A 26,725-nucleotide genomic window follows, 5' to 3' on the forward strand; every position below is an offset into this window, starting at 1 on the left:
TCAAGCCAGGTCACGCCGCCGGTGTGGGTTTAAGGGTCGGCTCAGAAGGTCAAGTCATCGTCGTCGACTTCAAAGGTCGTTATGCGTTCTTGTTGCATGAGCTCGACCAGCTGCCGATCGTATCGGCTCCAGATGGCATCGCGGAGGTCGTCGATAAAGTCATAGACTGCCAATGCCTGCTCTGGCGTCCAGTAGTCCGGTATCGGGGGACGGGTCATGATTGGGCCCCTTTGTTGGATTTGGCGGCGGCTCGGCGCCGCTGTGCCTGTTGCTGCTGTCGCTCCTTGGCCTCCTTGAGCCGGTAGGATTCACCTTCGATAGTGAGGATCTCGGAGCGGTGTACCAGCCGGTCCACGAGGGAGACCACGCAGGAGGCGTTGGGAAAGACTTCACCCCATTCGGCGAAGGGCCGATTGGTGGTGACCAGGGTGGATTTCTCCTCGTAGCGGCGGGAGACGATCTCGAACAGCAGATCGGCATGGCGATTGGAGTAGGCGAGATACCCCACCTCGTCGACCACCAGGAGTTGAGGGCGGGCGTAGCGGGCGAGGCGCCGCTTGAGGGCGCTGTCGCCGTCCTGGGCGGCCAAGTCATTGAGCATCTGGCCGGCGCTGGTAAAGAGGACGCTGTGGCCGGCCAGCACCGCTTGATGGGCGATGTTGCGGGCCAGGGTGGATTTGCCCACCCCGTTGGGTCCCACCAGGATGATATTGACCGCCTCGGTGAGGAAGTCGAGGCGCATCAGCTCACTGACCAGTTCCCGGTCGCAGCGGCTGGGCCAGCCCCAGTCGAAGTCGGCCAGGGGTTTGAAGCGGCCCAGCCGCGCCCCTTTCATGCGCCGCTCGAGGCTGCGGTGGGCGCGTTCCTCCTCTTCCCACTGGATCAGGGACTCGACCCAGCCAGCGTCGGCGCTCTCCTCCCAATGGCTCAGCAGGCCATGGAGCTTGAGGGCCGTGGCCCGTTCTTTCAGGGATGCGTTAGGGATCATTTGGGCTCCTCCTGGGTATCGTCTTCGGTTTCGGGCGGGGTGGACTGCAAGGCGTCGTAGCCGCCCAGATCATGGGTGCGTACCACCAGCCCTCTGGCACGCGCGTGGTCGATGCGTACCCCCACCCGGGGCGGCTGGTTTCTCGCCTCGCGTCTACGCTGCAGGGCGATACGCACGCCATTGGGGTGGGCCACCCCCTGGGCCAGGCTCTCCTGGATGGCCGCTTCCAGCTCGGGGGCGCCGTAGGCATCGAGGAGGCGCAGCAGGGCTGCGGTGATGGCGCCGAGGTTGTCGCCGCGCTCGGCGGCCTGGACCAGTAACTGCCGGCTGGCCGGTGCGGCCTGGGCCAGGTGGTCCTGGCCGCGATGATGTCGGGCCTGGCGTTTGATCTGGACCAGCGCCTCGATGTGTTCCGGCTGTTCGATCTGCCGGCCCTTGTCGTAGCTGCGCGGGTGGCGGGCGATGACGTCCCCGCCGTCGAGGATCCGCACCTCGGTGGGGGAGGCCGAAGCGGTGAGGGTGCGGCGCACATGGGTGTGGGGCACGCTGTAGTCGTTGCGCTCGAAGCGCGCGTAAGGGGTCTTGCCGATGTGGACCTCGACCCGCTCGTCGGTGGGATAGGGGTTATGGGGCAGCGCCAGCAGGGGCTCCTGCTCAAAGGCCTGGCGCACCGAGAGGGCACGGTCCTCCGGACAGGGCCGGTCCATGGCCCAGCCGTTGCACCAGGCCTCGGCCTGGGCGTTGAGATCATCGAGATCGGTCCATTGGCGCGCCGCCCAGAAGTTATCGCGTACCGTACGGATGGCGCGCTCCACCCGCCCCTTCTCGTTGCCCCGGGCCACCGCCACCGGACGGGGCTCGAAGCGGTAGTGGGCGGCGAACTCGAGCAAGGTGGGATGGAAACGGATGGCCTCACCCTGGCGCTCCAGCACGGCGCTTTTGAGGTTGTCGTAGAGCAGGACCTTGGGCAGGCCGTTCCAGGCGGTGAAGGCCGCCTCGTGGCCGCGCAGGAAGTTGGCCATCTTGGCACCGAGGAAGAAGCGTACAAAGATCCGCCGGGAGTAGCTGAGCACCATGACAAAGGCCATCAGGGCATGGGTTGCGCGGCCGATGGTGAGCTTGCCGAAATGGCCCCAGTCGACTTGGCTCTGTTCGCCAGGGAGGGTCTTCAGGCGCAGAAAGGCCTCGGGCTGGGGGCGTGGCCGGTAACAGGCGAGCTGGTGGCGGAAGTGGTCGGGGCCACCGGGGTAGCCCCGTTCACGCACCATGCCGTAGAGGCGGCTGGCGGTGAGCCTGGGGAACTGGGCCAGGGTGTCGGTGATGAACGGCAGATAAGGATCGATCATCGACGCCTGCGCAGTCCGCTCGACCTTCGGCATGCCGGCCTGGGAGAGCACCCGATTGACGACGTTGTGATGTACGCCCAACTGGCTGGCAATGGTGCCCACCCGCCACTTCTCGACGTAGTGATAGCGCAGGATCTGCGCCTCTTGTTCTTTACTGATGGCCAATGTGTTTCTCCTCATCTCGTGGCCGGGCGGCTCAAGGGGGCTGAGCCCGGGCGCCTGGTGGCCCCTGTCGGGTGACTGTTCCGAGCGCAGCGGCGGCGGTGGCGCGATGAAGCGGGCCGGTACGCAGGAAGGGCCCGCACTCACGGCCGCAGAAGTGGCAGTGAATGTGCGCCCTCATCGGCGCGCCATCCGCACCGCGGCGGCCAGCCGGCCTCGCCGGAACGGGGGGTAGTGGATCATGAGGGGACGGGGCCGGGGAACCCTGATGCGTCACTTTCTGCCTTCTCGCCCGGTAGCGGCGTTGCCGCGCGGCATGCTTGTGCCGGCCATTGCGGCTCTGCTGGTAGCGCCAGCCGGCGGCCCGCAGAGACGCGCTTCGTGCCGCCTGCGCACACCCCTCAGGGCAATAGATGTTGCCGCGGTCACAGCCACTGCAAATCATCACCTGACGATGACAACGGGCGCAGTTGTACAGGCGTGCAGGGTTCTCCATCGGCGATCCAGGCCGATGAGGACTTGATTGTCAGGGGAAAACGAGAAATAGTGTGCGGGCACGTGCTCTGCACGGCCCGGGGTGCGATACCGGGGTCGACGGCCAAGTCAATTACACCCGGTATCGCACCTGTCTCAACGGCCCCTCTTCATCTACCCGATTCCGGCACTCTTGTCACCGGTTGCTTGCCGCCGCACGCCTGCCGGCTCAGCGACTGGTTGGCCTGGCAATCAATCCTTCGCCAGATATGCGCGGGTTTTTACAGCCAGCTACACCCCCTCGGCCACCGCGGTCAGCAAGCGGGAGCGGAACAGCTCGCTGGCATGCGCCGCGCTGACATCCTCGATCACCCCGTCGAATACCGTCCGACCCTCGGCATCCTGCATGCGGTGGGCACTGAGGCGCGCGCGGAGCGGGCGCCCCCGGAGGGTGCACAGCGACAGCTCGCGCCCGTTGACCCGGCCTTCCTGCTCCAGCTCCCGGCTCAGCGCCTCGCGCGCATCCGGATCCATATACAGTTTGCGTGCCGGGGTCGCCCGCAACTGTTCTTCGGAATCTGCATCGAACAGCTCGAGCATCGCGGGGTTCAGGCGCAGGAAGTGGCCGTCCGGTCCCGGGGTGTTGCGGTAGACCCCCACCGGCAGGTTGCGGAACAGCTCGCTGTAGAACTCCAGCTCGTGCTCGTAGCGCCGGGTCTCGGTCGCATCGTGGATGATCGAATACAGGTAGGTCCGGCCATCCAGTTCGACCGGCCCGGAATATACCTCCACATCCAGGATCGCTCCACTGCGCACACGATGACGGAAGCGAAAGAAACGCCGGCTCTCCGAGGCCGCGCGCGCCATCTCGGTCTGCACCGCTCCCGGCGACAGCGTATTGATCTCCTGGATCCGCATCCGGCGCAGTTCGTCCACAGCGTATCCGTACATGGCCTCAGCCGCCGGATTGGCATCCACGATCGCACCGTCGTCCGGGTCAATCAGCAGCTTGGGCGCGGTGTTGCGGGTGAAGGTCTGGGCGTAGACCGCATGCCCCGCGTCTGCGCCCGGCGCGGCCTGCACGGTGGCCAGCACCTCGGCCTCGCTGCCCTCGCCCGGCGAGATCCCCAACTCGACAGCCCGGGGCTCGCATTGCGGATCCTGCGGGCGCAGCCGGAGGCCCGATACGCTCGTCGGCTCCGAGCGCCCGAGCGCGCCGCGCAGGCGCGCGACATCGCCGGTCAGCCACGCCTCCGGCGCCAGCCCGGCCAGCACCTCCGGCGCGCAACCCAGCCACGCCGCCAGGCAGCGATTGCCGCGAAGAATGCAGCCGTCCTCCGGATCCAGCAGCGCCAGCCCAGTGTGTACACGGTCAAACAGGGTCATGCCGTAATTGTCGACCAAGGCGCCGGCGGACGCGAATCCGCTCATTTTTCCCACGGGCAGTACTCATGGATTCCGCGGATCGGAAGACTCCTGGAGCACCCGATCACACCCCGCCCGCTTGTGTGCATACATCGCATCGTCCGCAGCTTGAAAGTATAGGAAGAATAAACGCCCTTTTCACCCAAGTCACCAATAGTGGATTGCTAATGACCACCTGACACCCATTCAATATCCCTGATATCTGGCCTGCATTGCGCTACTATCACCGAAAACCCACCCACTTTTTCTCCGCATACGGTTCCATTCCGGCCAACCGGCCTTGGCCAGGGCGGCGGGATCGCTTTACAACAACAGGGCCTCGATCTCGTCGCTCAATTCCGGATAGTTCAGATAGAGATCAAGAATGAAATCCTGCAACGTGGCAGCGTCGATGTCAGCCAGTTGTTGTTTGAGTTGTTCGATATTCATAACAGGGGTTGGAGTTTCATTTTCCACCAAGCCTCTCATTTAATTGGTCAAGCTTGTGCAGATAAAATCGCTCACTCCAGAGCTGCAGGCTCTTCTGTTCGATTGGCTTTAAAAACCGCGCCACATCCGCGGCGGCATCCCGCCAGTCAATCGATGTCATTTTGTCCCGCAAGGCATTGACCAGCCAGGCACGATCCACATTCACATCCTGGCCCTGCCAGGGCCCATACTGCATTAGCGCGTTCTTTAACAATTCCATTTTCGGCGTAATGCCCTGGGCGATGTACCAGTTTAAGTCATACCAGTCCCGGCCCTTGAGATAGAGCCGGCATAACAGGGCATGCATTTTCAAGGCAAAATTACTGCTCAGGTCCTGGTGGCAAACCTCATAATCCACGGGAAAACTTAAATAGGTATATTCAAAACCTGAACCTGCCGGTGGATTGGCATCAATTTCCAGTTTGATCGTCAGTTTCTTGCCGCGCTGCTGGTTGTAAAAACGTAAATTCAACTGATTCGCAATGGAAGTATCCTTAATCAAGGCGGCCTTTACGTTGTTATCCATGCGCTGTTTATCCAGCACCTCCAGCGCGATGCCGAATTCTTCACAGGTCTCGGCAATATCGTCCAGATAGGGCTGCCAGTGAAATTCCGGGTTCGGTTCACGCAAGACAAAGTCGATATCTTCCGAGAAGCGGTTCAGGCCATGCAAAATCCGCAAACTTGTCCCGCCCTGAAAGGCCGCAACCTCAAAAAAACCAGTGCGCCACAGGGCAAATAGGACAATCTCCTGCACGATTTCCTTGAGCGCATTCTCTTCCTCAATCTGATTGGAGACGCTGTATTTGTCCAGGCGCTTTTGAATCAGATCAATCATAAGCCCAGTGACCTTCGCAGTTCCGTAAGGAACGCCCGCTCCCGCCTGCCTTTGTACACATCTTGTAGTCTCGTAATATCCAACCCGGTGACTGACCGCAGTTGCTGCTCATCGATGCGCATGCCACTTGTTAAAAAACCAAATCCTTGCCATTCCAGCTTGCGCAAATAGACCAGGTCCAGCAGAGCCCGCAGCGGCTCGGCAATCAACGCCGCTTGTTGCTGCAACTCATGCCTGGTAACCGACTGCAGGAAATAACCGGTATGGGTCGTCATGCGCCGAAACTCGAACTTGCCCAGTTGCGCGTGCTCGTAGGTGACCGACTTGCCGCCATGGGTCATGCTCAACACGCTGTGCACCGATTCGGGAATCCAGCCATGAAAACCCAGCGCCGATTCGGCTGAGACATAACTGCAGGGCAGCATTTGCTGGGCCAGCACAAACGGGTGCAGGGCTTGCTTCCGGTACACGGGATTCAAGACATACAACCCCCGGCGGGGTTTGATCAACTCACCCGCCTTGAGGGCACGATTGACCTGGCCGTAGCGGCGCGCATCACTACCACCCAGCAGGCGGTCTACTTGGCTGGACGACAGAGGCCGGTCCGCAAGACCAGCTTTGAAGATCTGTTCCGTAAGAGGCGTCATGCTGATAATTTACAGAAACTTCCATATTATGCAAGTTTCTATAAATATTTATGATGGATTCTGAGTAACCCAATACAGAAATACCCGCTTGATGTCGGGCTCACCCTGCGGGCGCGCTGCGCGCATCCTCAGCTCTACATGAATTTCCTTGCACGCCAATGTATCTGTCACATCGATACCATGACCACCCAAAAAATTCCGACATGGTATTTATGACCGGCGCTGATTCCTGGCCGAAAATACCATGAAAAATACCATTGATGATGCGGATTATATTGTTAATTTTCAATATGTTACGAATTCGCCCTACTCCCACTCGATGGTGGCCGGGGGCTTGCCGGAGATGTCGTAGGCCACGCGGGAGATGCCATCCACTTCGTTGATGATGCGGTTGGCCACCCGGGCGAGGAACTCGTGGGGCAGGTGGGCGTAGCGGGCGGTCATGAAGTCCAGGGTCTCCACGGCGCGCAGGGCCACCACGTAGTCGTAGCGGCGGCTGTCGCCCATGACCCCCACGGAGCGCACCGGCAGGAACACGGCGAAGGCCTGGCTCACCTTGTCGTAGAGCCCCTGGGCCCGCAGCTCCTCGATGAAGATATGGTCGGCGCGGCGCAGCAGATCGGCGTATTCCTTCTTTACGGCGCCGAGAATGCGCACCCCCAGGCCGGGCCCGGGGAAGGGGTGGCGATAGACCATGTCGAAGGGCAGGCCGAGTTCGGTGCCGAGCTTGCGCACCTCGTCCTTGAACAACTCCCGCAGGGGCTCCACCAGCTTCATCTTCATGCGTTCCGGCAGGCCGCCCACGTTATGGTGGGACTTGATGACGTGGGCCTTGCCACCCGCGCCCGCCGACTCGATGACGTCCGGGTAGATGGTGCCCTGGGCCAGCCAGTCCACCGCGGTGAGCTTTACGGCCTGCTCCTCGAAGATCTCGATGAACAGGTTGCCGATGATCTTGCGCTTGCGCTCGGGGTCGTCCTCCCCCGCCAGGGCCGCCAGGAAGCGCTCCTCGGCATCCACCCGGATGACGTTCACCCCCATGTGCTGGGCGAAGGTGGCCATCACCTGGTCGCCCTCGTTGAGACGCAGCAGGCCGTTGTCCACGAACACGCAGGTGAGCTGGCTGCCGATGGCCTTGTGCAGCAGGGCCGCCACGACGGCGGAATCCACGCCCCCGGACAGGCCCAGCAGCACCTTGTCCGCGCCCACCTGCTCCCGCACCCGTGCCACCAGATCGTCCACGATGTGCTCGGCGGTCCACAGCCGGGCGCAGCCGCAGATCTCGTGAACGAAGCGCTCGATGATGCGCTGGCCTTGGTGGGTGTGGGTCACCTCCGGATGGAACTGCAGGCCGTAGAAGCCCTGCTCCTCGTCCGCCATGCCGGCGATGGGCGAGTTGTCGCTGCTGGCGATCATCTTGAAGCCCGTCGGCAGGCCGCTGACGCGGTCGCCATGGCTCATCCACACGTCCAGCAGCCCGTAGCCCTCGGGGCTGGCGTGGTCCTCGATGTCCCGCAGCAGCCGGGAATGGCCCCGCGCCCGCACCTGGGCGTGGCCGAACTCGCGGTGGCTGCTGGGCTCCACCCCGCCCCCCAGCTGGGCCGCCATGGTCTGCATGCCGTAGCAGATCCCCAGCACCGGCACCCCCAGTTCGAAGACCTCGGCGGGCGCCTCCATGGCGGCGTCGCTGCCCACCGACTCGGGCCCCCCGGAGAGGATGATGCCGCTCGGCCGGTAGTGCGCGAGGAAGGCCCCGTCGACGCCGTAGGGGTGGATCTCCGAATACACCCCCGCCTCCCGCACGCGGCGGGCGATGAGCTGGGTGTACTGGGAACCAAAGTCCAGGATCAGGATGCGATCCGCATGGATATCTGTCATGGAGGGGTCCTTGGAGAGGGAGACAGGCCGCCGGGGACGAGGCCCGGCGGGCGCGGCGGGGCGACTCAGACCCGGTAGTTGGGCGCCTCTTTGGTGATCGCCACGTCGTGGACGTGGCTCTCCCGCATACCGGCGTTGGTGACCCGCACGAAGGAGGGCTTGGAGCGCATTTCTGCGAGGTCCGCGCAACCCGTATAGCCCATGCTGGCGCGCAGGCCACCGAGGAGCTGATGGATGATGTTGGACATGGTGCCCTTGTAGGGCACGCGTCCCTCGATGCCCTCGGGCACCAGCTTCTCCACGTCCGACTTCTCCTGGAAGTAGCGGTCGCTGGAACCCTCGCGCTGGCTCATGGCGCCCAGGGACCCCATGCCCCTATAGGACTTGTAGGAGCGTCCCTGGTAGAGTTCCACCTCGCCGGGCGCCTCCTCCGTTCCCGCGAGCAGGCCGCCGATCATCACCGAATGGGCGCCGGCGGCGATGGCCTTGGCCAGGTCGCCGCTGTAGCGGATGCCGCCATCGGCGATGAGGGGTATGTCGGTATCCTCGAGGGCGAGGGCCACGTTGGACACGGCAGTGATCTGGGGCACCCCCACGCCGGCCACGATGCGGGTGGTGCAGATGGAGCCCGGGCCGATGCCAACCTTGACGCCATCCGCCCCCGCGGCCACGAGGTCCCGCGCCGCCTCGCCGGTGGCGATGTTGCCGCCGATGACATCGAGTACCGGGAAGTCACCCTTGATGCGGGACACCATGTCCAGCACCCCCCGGGAGTGGCCGTGGGCGGTATCCACCACCACCACGTCCACCCCCTCCTCCACCAGGGCCGCCACCCGCTCCATGGTGCCCTCGCCGGTGCCCACCGCCGCACCCGCCCGCAGGCGCGCGAACTCGTCCTTGCAGGCATTGGGGAATTCGGTGGCCTTCTGGATATCCTTGACCGTAATCATGCCCCTCAGGTGGAAGGCGTCGTCGACAACCAGAACCTTCTCGATACGGTACTTGTGGAGCAGCGCCACGACCTCCTCCCGCTCCGCCCCCTCGCGTACCGTCACCAGTCGGTCCTTGGGGGTCATGATGGTGTCGACGGGTCTCTCGAAGTGGCTCTCGAAGCGCAGGTCGCGGCTGGTGACGATGCCCACCAGCTCGCCGCCCTTGACCACCGGCACCCCCGAGATGCTGTGGGTGCGGGTGATGTTCAGCACCTCGCCGATGCTCATCCCGGGATGGACACAGATGGGGTCCTTGATGACGCCGCTCTCGTATTTCTTGACCGCCCTCACCTGGGCCGCCTGTTCCTCGGCCCCCATGTTCTTATGGATGATGCCGATCCCCCCTTCCTGGGCGATGGCGATGGCCAGGCGGGCCTCGGTCACCGTGTCCATGGCCGCGGCCAGGAGCGGGATGTTGAGTTCGATGTTGCGGGTCAGGCGGGTCCGCAGGCTCACGTCCCGGGGCAGCACCGAGGAATGGGCGGGCAGCAGGAGAACATCGTCGAATGTCAGTGCTTCTTGGGAAATGCGCATGATGGCGGGGCGGGGTCCATGGGAAAAACTTGGCGGATTATAGGATTTGACCCCCTTTGGATAAAAGGGTTAGCTTCCGGTGCCTATTCCGGTGCTTGCCCCGGATTGGAAGAAACCCCAATGCAATCAGGGGCCCCACGGCGCGGCGGCGGCGGAGGGCCTGGCCATCACGGCAGCGGGGACGGCGGATGAACGGCGACAATTCCATCGTGGCCATCTGCACCGCGGCCATGGATGGCCCCATACCGGTGAGTGCAGTCCTCCCTCGGCGCCCCGGGCATATGCCGCCCTGCCCCCCGCGCTCGCCCGTCCAGTGGCTGGATGCCCCGGCCACCACACGGCAGCGGCCACCGGCGCCGCGACGCCAGACCGATGATCGGGACCACCCGGGCGACGGCGCCTTGTTGTGCGCCCTTTGCCGTCATCCGGTGACCCATCCCAGGGAACGTATCGTGCGCGCCGGGGCCCACGAGCATGGCCGCATGAACCCCGCGGGTTTCAGCTTTCACCTGGCCTGTTTCGCGGCCGCTCCGGGAGCGATGGTCGTGGGACCGGCCACCCTGGAGCACACCTGGTTCGCCGGCCATGGGTGGCGCATCGCCTTGTGCGGCGGCTGCGGTGAGCAGTTGGGCTGGCGCTTCGAGGCCCCTGACGGCGACCGCTTCTACGGCCTCATCGTCGGCCGGCTGGTGGCGGCGGATACACCGGAGACCTGACCCGGACGACACGCCCCGGTACCCGACACCCAACCATGCCGGCCCGCGCCGCCGGTGTCGGGATGAATCCCGACCTACAAAAAGCGTAAACCACGAAAAACGCGAAAGATCCGAAACGGACGGTGGCGGTGTTCTTGTAGGTCGGGCTTCAGCCCGACAGCCCGCCGGTGGGGGCTCCAGCCCGGCGTGGGATGCGTGGGGCGAGGCCGAATGTCGGGATGAATCCCGACCTACATCCGTGCCGCTGGAATGGGCGGTGGGGCTCAGGGATCCCCTCATTTTTAATCTCAACAATGACTTGCAACTTGTTGATCTGAAGATCATTCTTGGAGTCCTCACAATCACCATGAGGACCGGCGATGAAAGCAGCACAGGCGCTTCGGCAGGATGACATCATCGAGTTCATTGATACGCTTTTCGACGGCGACTTGCACGCCAAGCGCGTGTTGTCGCTGGCGAACGCGGCCTGGGGGGTGCTGACCAGCGCTTCGCTGGCAGTGCACGCCATCGGTCAGGGTTTGGCGCATGCCCAGGGGACGCTGAGCAAGCATGGTGTGAAGCAGGTGGACCGGCTGCTGAGCAACCGCGGCATCAAACTCGCTAGGTTCTTTGCGTGCTGGGTGCCCTATGTTATCGGCGCACGTACCAAGGTGGTGGTGGCGCTGGACTGGACGAGCTTTGCCAATGACGGGCACGAGACGCTGGTGCTGTCGATGCTGACCCGTCATGGTCGTGCCACACCGTTGCTGTGGCAGACGGTGGAGGCTGCCACCCTCAAGGGCCGGCAGACGGATTACGAGGATGCGTTGCTGTGTCGGCTCTATGAGGTGCTGCCGGCGGGGGTGGCGGTGACGATCGTGGCCGATCGGGGCTTTGCGGACTGCAAGCTGTTGAAGCTGCTGAGCGAGGAGTTGGGTTTCGGCTATGTGGTGCGGTTGCGCAGCCAGTATTACATCACCAACGCCAAGGGCGAGCGGCGCAAGGCAGCGAAGTGGGTGGGTACCCATGGCCGGGCGCGCACGTTGCGCGATGCGACGCTGACCGACTCCCAAGCCCTGCCCGTGGCCACGGTCGTGTGTGTGCAGGCCAAGGACATGAAGGAGCCGTGGTGCCTGGCTGCCAGTGACCGCGAGGCGAAGGCGAAGACGCTCATCGGTTACTACGCCAAGCGCTGGGGGATTGAGACGAGCTTCCGCGACATCAAGGATCTGCGCTTCGGCATGGGGATGTCCTCGCTGCGGATTCGGTCGCCCGGAGCGCCGCGACCGGTTGTTGCTGATCAGTGCACTGGCCATCGCCTTGCTGTCGCTGCTCGGTGCCGCGGGAGAGGCGTTGGGCTACGATCGCTGGCTGAAGGCAAATACCGTTAAGCGGCGTACCCACTCGCTGTTTCGCCAGGGACTGATGCTCTACGAACATATTCCGAATTGGCCTGAGGAGCGATTGCGCCCGTTATTCGAGAAGTTCACCGAACTCCTCCACGAGCAACGCGTGTTCCGCGATGCCTTCGGTATTATTTGAGTTAAAAATGAGGGGATGCCTAAGGCGGTGGGGGGGTATTTGTAGGTCGGGCTTCAGCCCGACAGCCCGCGGTGGGGATAAGCCGTACAGGCCTGCAGCCGGGCGAGGAACGATGCCCCCGCAAGGCTGTGAGCGCGGGCGAAACCGCCCACGAAATGGACCCGCTCCGGCACCAGGCGGTAGAGATGAAAGTCGGCGAAGGCGAAGCGCGGCTCCGCCGCCGCAAACCGGCCCACATAGGCCTCCCGTGCCGTCCCGTAGCCGTCATCGGCAGGAGACAGCACGATGACCGGGCCGCTGAGGGTCAGGCGGGCCAGCTCCTGGGGATCGCCGCTGCCGTCGTCCGTCTCGGAGACCACCAGAGAGGCCCGCCCCGACGTCGCAAGATTGCGTGTGTGCGCCGCGAGGGTACTGAGATGCATGAGCACTCCCTGCCAGTCGGGATCCGGCACGAAGGCGACCATGGAGGCCAGGGGGCCATCCGCTCCCATGGTGGCCAGGGCCGCCCAGCGCCGGCCACCGAGGAGCCGGGCGCAACACTCGAGATCTTGCGCCTTCAAATCCGCTGGTGGGACATCAGATCTGGTGGGACATCAGATACGGTAGGCGACGCTGGTCATCACCTTGGAGGTGAGGCGCATGAGCCGGCGCACCGCCTTCGGCAGCGGCGCCCCGCCGCTCTCCACCGCCACCGTGGCATGACGCGCCTCGTCCTCCCGCATCTGCTGGACGATGGCCCGGCTGCGATGATCGTCCTCCGGCAACCGGTAGAGATGATCCCCCAGGTGGTCACCCACCTGGCGCTCCGTCTCCGCCACGAAACCCAGGCTCCATTTGTCCCCCGCCGCGCCGGCCAGGGCGCCGATCATGAAGGACCCGGCGTACCAGAAGGGACCCAGCAGGCTCGGCCTGCCCCCCAGTTCCCGCACCCGGTCCTCACACCAGGCCAAGTGGTCGTTCTCCTCCTGCGCCGCCTGCTCCATGCTGTGCCGCACCTGGGGCAGGCGGGCGGTCACGGCCTGCCCCTGGTAGAGGCCCTGGGCCGCCACCTCACCGGCATGATTGACCCGCATGAGACCACGGGACACCCCTTCCTGAGTGCCATCCAACGCCCCCTCCGGCGTGTCGCGGGCGGGGTTGGGCCGGCCGGTAGTGAGGGGACGCCCGAACACGGTGCGCAGACCCTGATCGACGCTGATGAGCAGGTCGTCGAGTTTCGACAGATTGCGGTTCTGGATCACGGCGCAGTCCTCCGGTAGTGGCTGTAGTGTATGTAATACGTGGACGCGGCCATTTTAGTTTCCCAGCCCGGCCTTAATCATCAAGCTGGCGCGCCAGCAGTTCCACGGGGTGCAACACCTCCGGTACATCCCGCGCCCCGTCGAGACTGAGCCGCAGATGGAGGGCACACCCCACGTTGGAGGTGGCGAGATAGGCGGCGCCTGCGTCCCGCGCAGCGGCCACCTTGGGGGCCGCCAGGCGGTCCGCCGTAGCCGCGTGCCGCAGCAGGTGAGTGCCCGCCGAGCCACAGCAAACGGCATTGCCGTCCAGGGCCGTCACCTCGAGCCCGGGGACCAGGGCGAGCAGGGCGTAGACTGCCTCATGCTGGCCCATGACGTTACGCAGGGTGCACGGATCATGCACCAGCACTCGGGCCTCGAGAGGCCTGAACCGCAAGCCCTCGACGCCGTGATCCAGCAGGAAACGGGAGACATCCCACACCTCGGCCATCGTCGCGCCGGCGTTCTCCGCGCTGGCGCCGTCACGGGCCGCAGCCCCCAGCACGGCACCGCAGCCGCTGGCGCAACTCACCACGGCTTCGCAGGTGCCGGACGCGAAGGCCTGCGCATTGTGGCGGGCCAAGTCGGACGCCACCGTCGCGAAACCGCCGTGGAGATGGATGGCACCGCAACACGCCTGCCCCTTCGGCACGACCACGTCGTAGCCCGCCGCCGTCAGCAACCGCGTGGCGGCATGAAGGACCGCCGGTTCCACGAGACGGGACACGCAGCCGAGATGCAGGCCCACCGTGCCCCGCCGCTGGTGGTGCGCCTCATGGGTGCCATAAGCCGGCGCCGCCCTGGGACGGCCCTCGAGGGACGCGGTGAGGCGCAGCCACCGCCCGACGCTGGACGAAGCCGACAGAGGAACCACCTTGAGACGCGTCAGAACCCCGGCGGCACGGGCAGCCAGGACGAGGCCACGGGTAGCAACGCCACCGAGGCGCAGCGGCCAGCGGGCCAGCAGATCATTTAATGGGGCCGGCTGGATCGCCCCCCGCGCCACGAGTTCGGCATAGGCGCCGTCCATGAGTTCGCCGTAGGGCACCCCCGAGGGACACACTGCTTCGCAGGCCCGACAGGACAGACAGCCGTCGAGGTGGCCCAGGGTGCCCGTCGTGGCACCGATGCGGTCCTCCGCCAAACCCTGTATGAGGGCGATACGACCCCGCGGCGAATCCGCCTCGTTGCGCTCCAAACCATAGGTGGGGCAGACCGGCAGGCACAGGCCGCATTTCACGCACCGATCGGCGCCCCGGAGCAGCCGCTCCACACGTGCGGCCCCCGCATCGGAGGGGGTATCATTCATGCCTGAGCGCGCGCATTCGGCGGGGCTTACGGAGGTTGTCATGTCCTCGGACTACTATCGATATCATGTCTTTTTCTGCACCAACCAGCGACCCGACGGTGAGGGTTGCTGTAACAATTTCAATTCAAAGGATATGCGGGATTACGCCAAAAGCCGAACCAAGGAACTCGGTATCGCGGGCAAGGGCGGGGTGAGAATCAATACCGCCGGCTGCCTGGACCGCTGCGCGGAGGGCCCGGTGGTGGTGGTCTATCCCGAGGGCACCTGGTACACCTGGGTGGACCAGGAGGACGTGGATGAGATCATCGAACGGCATCTGGTCAACGGAGAGGTGGTGGAGCGACTCAGAATCTGACCACCACGCCCCCTCCTCGCTCGAGGCCATCCGGCACTCGGGCCATCGTCTTGATTCCCCCCTACTGACTGATCCGCACCGTCCTGACGGCGTGAAGACGGCCTGCCGTCCCATCCGGACGCTGGCCCAGGTGCTTGACAAGGAAACCAGCATATAATAATATTCTCATCAGTGGCGGTGGTCGACGACTACCGCCGCTATACTCCTCCAAACCATCCTCCTTTGGTGGTATTCAAGCGCGGCGCCAGCCGCGCTTTTTTTTTTGCCTGCCCTCCGCCTCCGTCTTCGAGGCCCGGGACCCGCCGGGCAGCACCCGCCACGGTGCTTCCAAGTTGACACGGGGGCCCACAGATTATATCTTGCCCCGCTTTTCGTAGACCCCAAAGCTGCAGTAATAATTCAAGGAGTTCGGTGCCCCATGGCCACCTTCACCGCCAAACCCCAAACCGTCGAGAGAGACTGGTACGTCGTCGACGCCGCAGACAAGGTGCTCGGCCGTCTGGCCACGGAGATCGCCCGGCGACTGCGCGGCAAGCATAAGGCCGAGTACACGCCTCATGTGGACACCGGCGATTACATCGTCGTCATCAACGCCGACAAGATCAGGATCACCGGCCAGAAACGCTGGGACAAGCACTACTGGCGCCATACCGGCTACCCGGGCGGCATCAAATCCGCCACCTTCGACAAACTGCAGCAGACCCATCCCGAACGGATCATCGAATCTGCGGTCAAAGGCATGCTGCCGAAGGGACCCCTGGGTCGCTCCATGTATCGCAAGCTCAAGGTCTACGCCGGCGCCGAACATCGCCATAGCGCACAACAGCCCAAGCCCCTGGAGGTTTGAACACCATGGCAACTGAAACCCATCAGACTATCGGTCGGCGCAAGACCTCCACGGCCCGGGTGATCCTGACCCGGGGCGGCGGCAACATCACGGTAAACGACCGCCCGCTGGATACCTATTTCGGCCGTGAGACGGCACGCATGATCGTGCGTCAGCCACTGGAACTCGTGGACATGGCCGACAAGCTGGATTTCAGGATCACGGTCCGCGGTGGCGGCAACAGCGGCCAGGCCGGCGCCATTCGCCACGGCATCACCCGGGCCCTCATGGCCTATGACGAGAGCCATCGCGGCGCGTTGCGGCAGGCCGGTTACGTCACCCGGGACGCGCGTCAGGTGGAGCGCAAGAAGATAGGCCTGCACAAGGCCCGCAAGCGCCCGCAGTACTCCAAGCGCTGATGCCGGCGAAGGACGTTACCAGCCGTCCTTCGTAGTGAACATTTGGGGAGTCGTCTAATGGTAGGACAGCGGACTCTGACTCCGCCAGTCAAGGTTCGAATCCTTGCTCCCCAGCCAACACCCTTCTCCCGAGTCCCAGCAGCGCCGGCCGGCTGTGGTGACGCGGCCACCCGGCCCCCGTGAATTGGTCCATGCCCGTGGAAAAAGGCGGCTCCGGCCGCCTTTTTTTATTGGCCTTACCAATTACGTGATGGCCGTCACGCCGGCGCCCACCCCGGGCGTCCGGCGCCACCATTTCCGATGAACTGTGACCCCGCTCACGGCAACGGATCCGGTTAAACCGGACAATCCGCGCACTTCTGATATGTGAGGAACTGCCCATGAATGAAACCAATGGACGTCTGGCCAAAGACCCCGAATGGAACCGCCGGGAACAGATGGCGCGGTCGCTGATGCAACGCCGAATCATCATCTCCACCGGCCTCACCATACCCTTCATCGTCCCGGCCATCTTCGCCCTGCTGACCTTCGCCACCTGATTCGATATCGCCTCCATGACCCGACGGGGCATTCTCACCGACCAGCCCCGTCACGACGCCCGTTCCCACGCCTTCCCGCCCTCATAGCGGCCCGCCATAGCGCTCCTCCCGCCTGCGGGACGGCCTCCCCACGCCGGCGCGGCCCGGGTTTCCGGCTCCGGGGCCGGGTCCTCGCCCCCGCAGACTGGCCCTGCAGACCCTGCTAACATCATTCTTACGAACGGCACACCATCGGAGACCCCTCAATGGAAGCTGTGGCACTCATCTCCCTCGCCATGGGAACGGCCTGGGCCAGCGGCATCAACCTCTATGCTGCGGTTTTCATGTTGGGGATACTCGGGTCCTCGGGCCACGTGGTGTTGCCGCCCGAGTTGGAGGTGCTGACGGATCCTCTGGTCATTACCGCCGCCGGCTTCATGTACTGCGTGGAGTTCTTCACCGACAAGGTGCCGGGGGTGGATACGGGCTGGGATGCCATTCACAGCTTCATCCGCATTCCTGCCGGGGCCGTGCTGGCCGCCGGGGCCATGGCGGAGGTGGGCCCGGCCGCCGAGTTGGCCGGTTTTCTCATCGGCGGCTCCCTGGCCGCCACCTCCCACATCACCAAGGCCGGCGGACGGGTGTTGATCAACACCTCACCGGAACCTGTCAGCAACTGGACCGCCTCCCTGGCCGAGGACCTGGCGGTCATCGCCGGCCTGTGGACCGCTCTCAATCATCCCGTGGTCTTCCTGGTGCTCCTCGGGGTGTTCCTCATTCTCGCCGTCTGGCTGCTGCCGAGGATCTGGCGCGGGGTGAAGTTCGTAGGGTGCCGCATCGCCCGGCTCTTCGGCGGCTGCAAGGAACCGGCTCCGACCCCGGAACCCGATGGGAGCCTCACGGATCTGCCCTCCCTGAGGCCACCGGAGCCCGGGGACGGCGGCGACCGGACACCCCAGAGGCCCTAGGGAAACGCTGAATATCCCCGCCTTTCCCTAACCGGCCTCTTCTTCGAGAAAGAGTTCCACTAGCCGGTCGACGAAACGATAGCCCACATCCGTGGGGCATATCCTATCGACCCCGGGCGCCAGCAACCCCAGTTCCCGGCCGCGGCCGATGGCCGCCCGCAGGCCCGCCGCCGGCAGACCGGTGCGGGCGCTGTAGAGTTCCATGGACACCCCGCCGCGGATCCGCAGGGCGTTCATCATGAACTCCACCGTGAGATCACGACGCTCCACCACCCGGCGACTCAGCAGGCGGCCATCGCCCGCGGCCTGCAGATAGGCGGTGGGATGCTTGTGCTTGACGGTCCTCACCACGGCGCCGTCGGCCCGGGAATACTTGCCGTGGGCGCCGGCGCCGATCCCTGCGTAATCGCCGAAGCACCAGTAATTGAGGTTATGCCGGCAGGCCCGGCCCGGCACCGCGTAGGCGGACACCTCGTATTGGGCGTAGCCCGCCCCTTCCAGCAGGCTCCGACCGTGATCCCACATGGCCGTCACGGCGTCATCTTGCGGCAGCTCCGGGGGGCGCACATGGAACAGGGTGTTGGGTTCGAGGGTGAGCTGATAATAGGACACATGGCCGGGCGCGAGTTCCAGGGCCATCTCCACGTCCCGGACGGCGCCGGCGTGGCTCTGACCCGGCAGACCGAACATGAGGTCGAGGTTGACACCGTCGAAGCCGGCGGCCAGGGCCGAACGGGCCGCGACCAGGGCATCATGGGCGCCGTGGATACGCCCCAGCCTTCTCAGCATACGGTCATCGAAGCTCTGGACCCCGATGGAGAGGCGGTTCACGCCCGCCTCCCGGAAACCCGCGAAGCGCCCCGCATCGACGGTGCCGGGATTGGCCTCCAGAGTCACTTCGCAGTCATCCGCCAGATCCACCCGCCGGGCGATGCCCCGGAGCAGTCGGGCGATGGACGCCGGTGCGAACAGGCTCGGCGTGCCGCCGCCGATGAACACGCTGTGGATGGTACGCCCGGCGATGGCATCCCGCTCGTGATCCAGATCGTCCAGCAGTGCCGCGACATAGGGTCCTTCCGGCAACTCACCGCGAGTCGGGTGGGAGTTGAAATCGCAGTAAGGACACTTGCGCACGCACCAGGGGATATGGACGTAAAGGGAGACGGGCACCCGGCCGGCATCGATGGTGGCCACGTCCCGCTGCCGCGGTGCCGTGCTCATCGCGCCCCTGCCGCGGCCGGGAAGCCCGCCTCAGCCGGCAAGATGGGCCAGCCTCGCCACCAGACACCCCAGCGCCTGCCCGCGATGGCTGAGACGGTTCTTCACCTCGGCATCGAGCTGTGCCGCCGTGCACCCGTGGCCGGGCACCCGGAACACGGGATCATAACCGAAGCCGTTGTCGCCTGCGGGCACGCGGGTGATAGCCCCCTCCCAGGTACCCTGGCAGATGACCGGCGTGGGGTCCTCGTGGTGGCTCATGTACACCAGCAGACACTGGAAGCGGGCGCTGCGCGCCTCGTCGGGCACGCCGGCGAGACGCGCCAGCAGCAACTCGACGTTCTCGGCATCGGTGGCGGAATCGCCGGCGAAGCGCGCCGAGCGGATACCGGGCGCGCCCCGCAGGGCATCCACCTCGATGCCGGAGTCATCCGCCAGGGCCGGCAGACCGGTGATGCGGGCGGCGTGGCGTGCCTTGAGGATGGCGTTCTCCACGAAGGTGCCGCCCGTCTCCTCCACCTCCGCGGTGACACCAAGCTCCGCCTGGGGGTGGATGTCGAGATGGCAGCCCGCCAGCACCTGGCTGAACTCCCGCACCTTGCCCCGGTTGTTGCTGGCCAGCACCACCCGGATCATGACGCCGTCCCCAGGGCCAGGCGCTGGGCCTCCAGGATCCGCCTGCCCCCCTCGAGGGCTAGGTCCAGCATGGCATCCAGCTCATCACGCCTGAAGGCATGGCCCTCGGCGGTGCCCTGCACCTCGATGAAGGCCCCGGCGTCATTCATCACCACGTTCATATCCGTCTCCGCCTCGCTGTCCTCGGCGTAGTCCAGGTCCAGGATGGGCACGCCCTGATGAACCCCGACCGACACGGCCGCCACCGCGCCGTGAATGGGGGAGCGCCCCAGCACCCCGCGGGATACCAGCCCCGCCAGGGCATCCGCCAGAGCCACGTAGGCGCCACTGATGGCGGCGGTGCGAGTACCGCCATCCGCCTGGATGACATCGCAGTCCAGCACGATCCGACGCTCTCCGAGGGCCTGGCTGTCGACCACCGCCCGCAGGGCACGCCCGATGAGACGCTGGATCTCCATAGTGCGCCCGCCCTGACGTCCCATGGCGGCCTCCCGCCCCATGCGGCTGCCCGTGGAGCGGGGAAGCATGCCGTACTCCGCCGTCACCCAACCCCGGCCCTTGCCCTTCAGGAAGCGCGGCACGTTCTCCTCCACGCTGGCGGTGCACAATACCCGGGTGTCGCCGAACTCGGCCAGCACCGAACCTTCGGCATGCATGGTGTAACCGCGAGTGAAATTGACCTGACGCATTTGATCGGGGGTGCGGCCGCTGGGGCGCATAGGACTGCTCCTGATGATGGTGAGTGGCCCTGGGGGCCGGGCTGAAGGACGGGATTATACGCAGTTGAAACCGGCCCTTGGCCACGATGAATCGGACCCGATTTCTGCCATAATGGGGCCTCGGATTTCCGGCGCCCTGCGGGCGTCATCCACGAGCCGGAATAAGCTTATGCTTCGCAGTATGACCGCCTACGCCCGGCGGGAGAAAGAATGCCAGTGGGGCACGGCCGCCTGGGAACTGCGCTCGGTGAATCACCGCTACCTGGACATCACCCTGCGCTTGCCCGAAGAACTGCGCCACCTGGAGCCCCGGGTGCGCAGGCGGGTGGCAGACAGGCTGCGCCGCGGCAAGGTGGAATGCCAATTGCGCCTCCAGCTGGCCAGCGATGTCGCGGCCCTGTCCCTGAACATCGATCTGGTGAAAAACCTGGCCCACCTGAGCCGCCAGGTGGACGAACAGGTGTTCAGCTCGTCGCCGGTGTCCTCCATGGATGTGCTGCGCTGGCCCGGCGTGATCCAGACGCCCCCAGCCGCCGTGGACGATATGGAGCCCGACGTGCTGGCCTGTCTGGACGAGGCCCTGGACGAACTGGTGGCCACCCGCGATCGCGAAGGCCGGCGCACGGAGGAACTGCTGGTGGAACGGCTGGAGGCCATGTCGCCCCACGTGACCTTGGTGCGCCAACGCATGCCCCAGGTCATCGCTGAGACCCGCACCCGCCTGCGCAGCCGTCTCGAGGAACTCCAGGGGGAACTGGATCAGCAGCGCCTGGAACAGGAGATCGTCTACTTCGCCAACCGCATCGACGTGGCCGAGGAACTGGACCGCCTGGATACCCACATGGACGAGGTGCGGCGGGTCATCACCACGGGCGGCGAGGCCGGCCGGCGGCTGGACTTTCTCATGCAGGAACTCAACCGCGAGGCCAACACCCTGGCCTCCAAATCCGCGGCCTCGGACACCACCCAGGCGGCGGTGGAGATCAAGGTCCTCATCGAACAGATGCGCGAACAGGTACAAAACGTCGAATGAGCCAAGGTAATCTCTTCGTGGTCTCCGCGCCCTCGGGGGCCGGCAAGACGAGTCTGGTGCGCGCCCTGCTGGAGGCCATGCCCGGCGTCATCCTCTCCATCTCCGCCACCACCCGCCCGGCGCGCCCGGGGGAACAGGACGGGCGGGATTATTTCTTCGTGGACCGGGAGGACTTCCAGCAACGCCGCGCCCAGGACGCCTTCCTGGAACACGCCGAGGTGTTCGGCAACTTCTACGGCACCCCCCGGGACTGGGTCGAGGAGCGGCTGGCGGAGGGCCTCGACGTGGTCCTCGAGATCGACTGGCAGGGCGCGCGCCAGGTGCGGGAGCGCATGCCCGCGGTGTCCGGTATATTCGTGCTGCCGCCGTCGGTGGCGGCCCTGGCCGAACGCCTGGCCGGGCGCGGCCAGGACGACGAAGAGGTCATCGCCCGGCGCATGGCGGCGGCCCGCGAAGAGATCCGCCACTACGATGAATTCGACTACATCGTGGTCAACGACGATTTCGACGTGGCCCTCGAGGATATCAAGGCCATCATCCGCGCCGCACGGCTGGGGACCTCGTCCCAACGGGTCCGGCAGCGCCCGCTGCTGCAAGACCTTTTGGCTTTGCCCGCGGCGAATGAGTAGAATCGGTCCCACCAGGTTGGAACCGGCATCCCGCTTCCGGCCCCTGACGGTCCATGGAGATCAGTGCCCGCACAGCCGGCTCCCCGGCTGCGAGCATGCCCGTGTGAAATGGTCCGGAACATCCTAGAATTCAACCCGTAAAGGAACCCTTATGGCCCGAGTCACCGTTGAAGACTGTCTCGACAATCTCGATAACCGCTTCCAGCTCGTGCTGGTGGCCACCAAGCGCGCGCGCCAGCTGGCCATGGGGGCAGAGCCCTTCGTGGATCCGGAGAACGACAAACCCACCGTCATGGCCCTGCGCGAGATCGCCGAAGGCAAGGTGGGTCGCTCCATACTCGATGACGTGGCCGCGCGGGACCATCTGGGCGGGTCCCTGGTCAACGAGGAAGAGCTTGTCGAAGAGACCCGTCAACAGTAATCCCCCGGGCGGGATGGCGCGCCGGCCGGTGCCCGGCGCGCCGGCAGCCGCCCTACGCCCCGCGAGCTAACGCCCGATGGCTGCCGTTTCCGCCCTCGAGGCCCGGCCCCATTTCCTCATCAGCGACCTGTGCTCGCTGCTGGAGACCTACCTGGAGCCCAAGCAGGTCAAGGAGGTCTACCGCGCCTACCTGGTAGGTGCCCAGGCCCACGAGGGCCAGCGCCGCGCCTCAGGCGAACCCTATATCTACCACCCCATCGAGGTGGCGCGCATCCTGGCGGAGTTGCGTCTCGACTACGAGACGGTCACCGCCGCCATTCTCCACGACGTCATCGAAGATACGGACATCGACAAGCAGGAGATCGCCACCAGCTTCTCGCCCGAGATCGCGGAGCTGGTGGATGGCGTCAGCAAACTGACCCAGGTCGAGTTCGAGAGCCGTGTGGAGGCCCAGGCGGAGAATTTCCGCAAGATGCTGCTGGCCATGACCCGGGACATCCGCGTCATCCTGGTCAAACTGGCCGACCGCCTGCACAACATGCGCACCCTGTCGGCCCTCGGGCCGCCGAAGCGCCGGGCCATCGCCCGGGAGACTCTGGACATTTATGCCCCCATAGCCCATCGCCTGGGGCTCAATGCCCTGCGTCTGGAACTGGAGGAACTGGGCTTCGCCGCCCTCCATCCCATGCGCTACCGGGTACTGGACAACGAGGTCAAGAAGGCCCGTGGCCACCGCAAGGAGATTGTCACCCGCATCGAGGTGGCCCTCAAAGAGCGGTTGCGCCAGGAGGACCTGACGGGCGAGGTCCTGGGTCGGGAGAAGCACCTCTACAGCCTCTACCGCAAGATGCACGACAAGCGCATGTCTTTCCATGACGTCCTCGACGTCTACGCCTTCCGCGTCATCGTCGACAAGGTGGATACCTGCTACCGGGTGCTGGGCGTCATCCATAACCTGTACAAGCCGGTACCGGGGCGCTTCAAGGACTACATCGCCATCCCCAAGGCCAATGGCTACCAGTCCCTGCACACCACCCTGTTCGGGCCCTACGGCGTGCCCCTGGAGGTCCAGATCCGCACCGCCGAGATGCAGCACGTGGCCGAGTCCGGTGTGGCGGCCCATTGGCTCTACAAGACCGCCCACGGCGGCTCCAACGCGGCCCAGACCCGGGCCCGGGATTGGATGCAGGAGATCCTCGAGCTGCAGAAGAACGCCGGCAATTCGGTGGAGTTCATCGAAAACGTCAAGGTGGACCTGTTCCCGGATGAGGTCTATGTCTTCACCCCCAAGGGCAAGATCATGGTACTGCCGCGGGGCGCCACCCCCATCGACTTCGCCTATGCGGTGCATTCGGACCTGGGCAATACCTGCGTGGCCGCCAAGATCAGCCGCCGCTACGCTCCCCTGAGCACCCCCCTGGTGAGCGGCCAGACGGTGGAGGCGGTATGCGCCCCCTGGGGGCGGCCCAACCCCAGCTGGCTCAACTTCGTGGTTACCGGCAAGGCCCGTTCGGCCATTCGCAGTTTCCTCAAGAACCTGCAACGGGACGAGGCGGTCGAGTTCGGCCAGCGCCTGCTGCGCAACGCCCTGGCCGGCGAGTCGGCGCTGCTGGAGGAGATCCCGCAGGAGAACATCGATCGGCTCCTCGAGGAATTCAAGTTCTCCAGCATGGACGAACTGCTGGCGGACATCGGGCTCGGCAACCGCATCGCCCCCCTGGTGGCCCGCCGTCTAGTGCCCGCCGGCCGTGACGAAGCGGCCGATCCCGGTGCCCTGGAAGACCACGCCCGTCCCCTCACCATCAAGGGTACCGAGGGCATGGTGGTGAACTTCGCCAAGTGCTGCCGGCCCATACCCGGCGATCCCATCCACGGCTTCGTGAGCGCCGGCCGCGGCATCGTCATCCATGCCCAGTGGTGCCGCAACACCTCTGATCACACTCACCATCCCGAAAAGCTGGTGGACGTGGCCTGGGGCAACCGGGTGGACGGTGAATTCCCGGCGGAGATCCGGGTCGAGCTGGCCAACCAGAAGGGCGCCCTGGCAACCGTGGCCTCGGCCATCTCCAAGGAGGGTTCGAACATCGAAAACGTCAACATCGAGGACCGGGACGGCCTCTACTCCACCATCACCTTCGTCATCGACGTGGCCGACCGCGCCCACCTGGCCCGCGTCATGCGCCGCGTGCGCTCCCTCAGCCTGGTCAACCGCATCTCCCGCAGCCGCAGCTGACGCCACCCGCCTCCACAGTCCCAGGCACCTCCGGCTTGGCCAGTAACCCACCGCCCCTGTTCGAGCTGCCCGTCACCGCGTTGCGTGGCATCGGCGAACGCCAGGCTGAGAAGCTCGCCCAGCTCGACGTGCATACGGTGCAGGACGTGCTCTTCCATCTGCCCTACCGTTATGAGGACCGTACCCGCCTCCTGCCTATCGGCGCCCTGCGCCCCGGCTCCGAGGCGATGGTGGCGGGCACCATCGAGCTGGCCCAGGTGCGTTTCGGCCGCCGCCGCTCCCTGATGGCCTATCTGCGGGATGGCAGCGGCGGCCTGTGGATGCGGCTGTTCCACTTCTCGGGCGCCCAGCAGAGCCATCTCGTGAAGGGCGCGCGGGTGCGCTGCTACGGCGAGGTACGCGCCGGTCCCACCGATCTGGAGATGGTCCATCCGGAATACCGCATCCTGCGGGACGACGAAGAGCCCCGGGCGGAGCCCTGCCTGACCCCCGTCTATCCCGCCACTCAGGGGGTGAGCCAGCATACCCTGCGGCGCATCTCCGGCCTCGCCCTGGACCTCATGGCCGAGCGCCCGCCTCCCGAGCTGCTGCCGCCCCAGGTACTGGACGCCATGGGCCTGCCGCCCCTCACCGAGGCCCTGCAGACCCTCCACCGGCCGCCCCCGGACATCGGCCTACAGGACCTGGTGGAACGCCGCCATCCGGCCCAGCAACGCCTCGCCTTCGAGGAATTGATGGCCCACCAGCTCATCCTGCGCAGCCTGCGCAAGCAGGTGGAGGACCAGGACGCCCCCGTCCTCGCCGCCACCGACCACCATTGCGGCCCCCTGCTGGAGGCCCTGCCCTTCGACCTCACGGGCGCCCAGCGACGGGTGTGGGGAGAGATCGCCCGCGATCTCGGTCGTGCCCACCCCATGCATCGCCTGCTCCAGGGGGACGTGGGCTCCGGCAAGACGGTGGTGGCGGTGCTCACCCTCCTGCGAGCGGTGGAGAACGACTGTCAGGCCGCCCTCATGGCGCCTACGGAGTTGCTCGCCGAGCAGCACTGGCGGACCCTGGAGGATTGGCTCGCCCCCCTCGGCATCCCCGCCACCTGGCTGTCGGGCAAGGTGGGGGCCCGTGCCCGCAAGGCCGCCCTTTCGGATCTCGCCACCGGCCGCAGCCGGCTGGTGGTGGGCACCCATGCCCTGTTCCAGGAGGAGGTACGCTTCGAGCGCCTGGGCGCCATCGTGGTGGACGAACAGCACCGCTTCGGCGTCCACCAGCGCCTGGCCCTGCGGCGCAAGGGCGAGAACGGCGGCCTGCGGCCCCACCAGCTCATCATGACCGCCACCCCCATCCCCCGCACCCTGGCCATGACCGCCTACGCGGATCTGGACGTGTCCGTGCTGGACGAACTCCCCGCCGGACGCCGACCGGTGGAGACGGTGGCGGTGCCCGACGGCCGCCGGGACGATGTCATCGAACGCATCCGCGCCGCCTGTGCCGGCGGCCGCCAGGCCTATTGGGTGTGCACCCTGGTAGAGGAATCGGAGGTGCTGGAGGCCGAGGCCGCCACCGACACCGCGGAACGCCTGGCCGCGGTGCTGCCTGGGGTGCGGGTGGGCCTGGTGCACGGGCGCATGGGCGCGGCGGAGAAACAGGCCGCCATGGCCGACTTCAAGGCCGGCCACAGCCAGCTACTGGTGGCCACCACCGTCATCGAGGTGGGCGTCGACGTGCCGCAGGCCAGCCTCATGATCATCGAGAACGCCGAGCGCCTGGGGCTGGCCCAGCTCCATCAGCTGCGGGGCCGCGTGGGCCGTGGCAGCACGGCCAGCAGTTGCGTGCTGCTCTACAAGGCGCCCCTGTCGGACGGCGTCCGGGAGCGTCTCGCGGTGATGCGGGAGACCAACGACGGCTTCCGCATCGCCCAGCGCGACCTGGAGTTGAGGGGCCCGGGCGAGGTGCTCGGCACCCGCCAGACCGGGCTTGCCAAGCTGCGCGTGGCGGACCTGGTGCGCGACGCCGCCCTGCTGCCACGGGTGGAGCAGGCAGGCACCCGCCTGCTGAGCCACCACCCCGAACGGGTGGGGCCCCTGATACGGCGCTGGATAGGCGATGGGGTACACTATGCCGACGTCTGAGAACCGCCCCCGGAGCCCCGCGCACACCCCGTGACCGCCGTTTTCC

Annotated in this window: 26 protein-coding genes, 1 tRNA gene and 1 pseudogene; 13 read left to right on the forward strand and 15 right to left on the reverse strand. The window is 65.7% G+C overall.

The genetic code is table 11. The annotated features are described in order from the left end of the window. Positions 1-41: 41 nt before the first annotated feature. From U5S82_03260 to guaB, 9 genes are all read right to left on the reverse strand, one after another. Positions 42-218 (reverse strand): hypothetical protein, encoded by a 177-nt coding sequence (locus U5S82_03260; protein ID MDZ7750680.1) that lies wholly within the window; start codon positions 216-218, stop codon positions 42-44. After that, positions 215-988 (reverse strand): IS21-like element helper ATPase IstB, encoded by a 774-nt coding sequence (gene istB / locus U5S82_03265; protein ID MDZ7750681.1) that lies wholly within the window; start codon positions 986-988, stop codon positions 215-217. The genes U5S82_03260 and istB overlap by 4 nt, the downstream gene beginning before the upstream one ends. After that, positions 985-2,499, reverse strand: a complete 1,515-nt coding sequence (gene istA, locus U5S82_03270) for an IS21 family transposase (GenBank protein MDZ7750682.1) — start codon at positions 2,497-2,499, stop codon at positions 985-987. Before istA ends, istB begins: the two co-directional genes overlap by 4 nt. 762 nt (positions 2,500-3,261) lie before the next feature. Continuing rightward, a complete protein-coding gene (locus tag U5S82_03275) occupies positions 3,262-4,401 on the reverse strand; it encodes a PAS domain-containing protein (protein ID MDZ7750683.1) in 1,140 nt (379 codons plus the stop codon). A 297-nt stretch (positions 4,402-4,698) separates the two neighbouring features. Next, the gene (locus U5S82_03280) at positions 4,699-4,824 is read right to left on the reverse strand and encodes a hypothetical protein (protein ID MDZ7750684.1); all 126 of its coding nucleotides are present in this window, start codon (positions 4,822-4,824) and stop codon (positions 4,699-4,701) included. A 16-nt stretch (positions 4,825-4,840) separates the two neighbouring features. Then, positions 4,841-5,701, reverse strand: a complete 861-nt coding sequence (locus U5S82_03285; protein ID MDZ7750685.1) for a nucleotidyl transferase AbiEii/AbiGii toxin family protein — start codon at positions 5,699-5,701, stop codon at positions 4,841-4,843. Then, the gene (locus U5S82_03290) at positions 5,698-6,348 is read right to left on the reverse strand and encodes a hypothetical protein (GenBank protein ID MDZ7750686.1); all 651 of its coding nucleotides are present in this window, start codon (positions 6,346-6,348) and stop codon (positions 5,698-5,700) included. The genes U5S82_03285 and U5S82_03290 overlap by 4 nt, the downstream gene beginning before the upstream one ends. A gap of 306 nt (positions 6,349-6,654) precedes the next feature. Then, entirely contained in the window at positions 6,655-8,226 is a 1,572-nt protein-coding gene (gene guaA / locus U5S82_03295; GenBank protein ID MDZ7750687.1) for a glutamine-hydrolyzing GMP synthase, read from the reverse strand. 65 nt (positions 8,227-8,291) lie between these two features. Continuing rightward, the gene (gene guaB / locus U5S82_03300; GenBank protein MDZ7750688.1) at positions 8,292-9,752 is read right to left on the reverse strand and encodes an IMP dehydrogenase; all 1,461 of its coding nucleotides are present in this window, start codon (positions 9,750-9,752) and stop codon (positions 8,292-8,294) included. A 188-nt stretch (positions 9,753-9,940) separates the two neighbouring features. On the opposite strand from guaB, the gene U5S82_03305 reads away from it, so the two are divergent. Continuing rightward, a complete protein-coding gene (locus U5S82_03305; GenBank protein ID MDZ7750689.1) occupies positions 9,941-10,468 on the forward strand; it encodes a cereblon family protein in 528 nt (175 codons plus the stop codon). Between the two features lie 359 nt (positions 10,469-10,827). Then, positions 10,828-11,989: pseudogene (locus U5S82_03310) on the forward strand (IS4 family transposase). Between the two features lie 53 nt (positions 11,990-12,042). On the opposite strand, the gene U5S82_03315 reads toward U5S82_03310, so the two are convergent. The 3 genes from U5S82_03315 to U5S82_03325 all read right to left on the reverse strand — a co-directional run bounded on the left by U5S82_03315 (position 12,043) and on the right by U5S82_03325 (position 14,578). Continuing rightward, the gene (locus U5S82_03315) at positions 12,043-12,549 is read right to left on the reverse strand and encodes a pyridoxamine 5'-phosphate oxidase family protein (GenBank protein MDZ7750690.1); all 507 of its coding nucleotides are present in this window, start codon (positions 12,547-12,549) and stop codon (positions 12,043-12,045) included. A gap of 33 nt (positions 12,550-12,582) precedes the next feature. Next, positions 12,583-13,227: a 2-polyprenyl-3-methyl-6-methoxy-1,4-benzoquinone monooxygenase gene (coq7, locus tag U5S82_03320; protein MDZ7750691.1), complete on the reverse strand. Its 645-nt coding sequence runs from the start codon at positions 13,225-13,227 to the stop codon at positions 12,583-12,585. A 76-nt stretch (positions 13,228-13,303) separates the two neighbouring features. Beyond that, positions 13,304-14,578, reverse strand: a complete 1,275-nt coding sequence (locus U5S82_03325) for a (Fe-S)-binding protein (protein MDZ7750692.1) — start codon at positions 14,576-14,578, stop codon at positions 13,304-13,306. Positions 14,579-14,618: 40 nt separating this feature from the next. On the opposite strand from U5S82_03325, the gene U5S82_03330 reads away from it, so the two are divergent. The 6 genes from U5S82_03330 (at position 14,619) to U5S82_03355 (ending at position 17,664) form a co-directional block, all read left to right on the forward strand. Continuing rightward, entirely contained in the window at positions 14,619-14,933 is a 315-nt protein-coding gene (locus U5S82_03330; GenBank protein MDZ7750693.1) for a (2Fe-2S) ferredoxin domain-containing protein, read from the forward strand. Between the two features lie 418 nt (positions 14,934-15,351). Then, positions 15,352-15,780, forward strand: coding sequence for a 50S ribosomal protein L13 (rplM, locus tag U5S82_03335; GenBank protein MDZ7750694.1), 429 nt, complete (start codon positions 15,352-15,354; stop codon positions 15,778-15,780). A gap of 5 nt (positions 15,781-15,785) precedes the next feature. Continuing rightward, a complete protein-coding gene (rpsI, locus tag U5S82_03340; GenBank protein ID MDZ7750695.1) occupies positions 15,786-16,178 on the forward strand; it encodes a 30S ribosomal protein S9 in 393 nt (130 codons plus the stop codon). Positions 16,179-16,221: 43 nt separating this feature from the next. Continuing rightward, positions 16,222-16,295 (forward strand) — tRNA-Gln (locus tag U5S82_03345). A 263-nt stretch (positions 16,296-16,558) separates the two neighbouring features. After that, positions 16,559-16,717 (forward strand): hypothetical protein, encoded by a 159-nt coding sequence (locus U5S82_03350; GenBank protein MDZ7750696.1) that lies wholly within the window; start codon positions 16,559-16,561, stop codon positions 16,715-16,717. Between the two features lie 245 nt (positions 16,718-16,962). Next, complete coding sequence (locus U5S82_03355; protein MDZ7750697.1) at positions 16,963-17,664, forward strand: DUF4126 domain-containing protein; 702 nt, start codon at positions 16,963-16,965, stop codon at positions 17,662-17,664. A gap of 27 nt (positions 17,665-17,691) precedes the next feature. Here the strand turns inward: U5S82_03355 and hemW are convergent, their stop codons facing one another. The 3 genes from hemW to rph are packed head-to-tail and all read right to left on the reverse strand — an operon-like array spanning position 17,692 to position 20,237. After that, positions 17,692-18,885, reverse strand: a complete 1,194-nt coding sequence (gene hemW / locus U5S82_03360; protein MDZ7750698.1) for a radical SAM family heme chaperone HemW — start codon at positions 18,883-18,885, stop codon at positions 17,692-17,694. A 30-nt stretch (positions 18,886-18,915) separates the two neighbouring features. Continuing rightward, a complete protein-coding gene (rdgB, locus tag U5S82_03365; GenBank protein MDZ7750699.1) occupies positions 18,916-19,518 on the reverse strand; it encodes an RdgB/HAM1 family non-canonical purine NTP pyrophosphatase in 603 nt (200 codons plus the stop codon). Further along, a complete protein-coding gene (gene rph / locus U5S82_03370; GenBank protein ID MDZ7750700.1) occupies positions 19,515-20,237 on the reverse strand; it encodes a ribonuclease PH in 723 nt (240 codons plus the stop codon). The genes rdgB and rph overlap by 4 nt, the downstream gene beginning before the upstream one ends. A 169-nt stretch (positions 20,238-20,406) precedes the next feature. On the opposite strand from rph, the gene U5S82_03375 reads away from it, so the two are divergent. The 5 genes from U5S82_03375 (at position 20,407) to recG (ending at position 26,679) form a co-directional block, all read left to right on the forward strand. Beyond that, a complete protein-coding gene (locus U5S82_03375; protein ID MDZ7750701.1) occupies positions 20,407-21,270 on the forward strand; it encodes a YicC/YloC family endoribonuclease in 864 nt (287 codons plus the stop codon). After that, positions 21,267-21,899 (forward strand): guanylate kinase, encoded by a 633-nt coding sequence (gene gmk / locus U5S82_03380; protein ID MDZ7750702.1) that lies wholly within the window; start codon positions 21,267-21,269, stop codon positions 21,897-21,899. The genes U5S82_03375 and gmk overlap by 4 nt, the downstream gene beginning before the upstream one ends. Before the next feature lie 151 nt (positions 21,900-22,050). Further along, positions 22,051-22,320, forward strand: coding sequence for a DNA-directed RNA polymerase subunit omega (gene rpoZ, locus U5S82_03385; protein MDZ7750703.1), 270 nt, complete (start codon positions 22,051-22,053; stop codon positions 22,318-22,320). A gap of 76 nt (positions 22,321-22,396) precedes the next feature. Then, positions 22,397-24,553, forward strand: a complete 2,157-nt coding sequence (gene spoT, locus U5S82_03390) for a bifunctional GTP diphosphokinase/guanosine-3',5'-bis pyrophosphate 3'-pyrophosphohydrolase (protein MDZ7750704.1) — start codon at positions 22,397-22,399, stop codon at positions 24,551-24,553. Between the two features lie 35 nt (positions 24,554-24,588). Further along, positions 24,589-26,679, forward strand: a complete 2,091-nt coding sequence (gene recG / locus U5S82_03395; GenBank protein MDZ7750705.1) for an ATP-dependent DNA helicase RecG — start codon at positions 24,589-24,591, stop codon at positions 26,677-26,679. Positions 26,680-26,725 lie beyond the last annotated feature (46 nt).

It is taken from the genome of Gammaproteobacteria bacterium (assembly GCA_034522055.1).
In the GTDB taxonomy this organism is placed as follows: Bacteria; Pseudomonadota; Gammaproteobacteria; order JAABTG01; family JAABTG01; genus JAABTG01.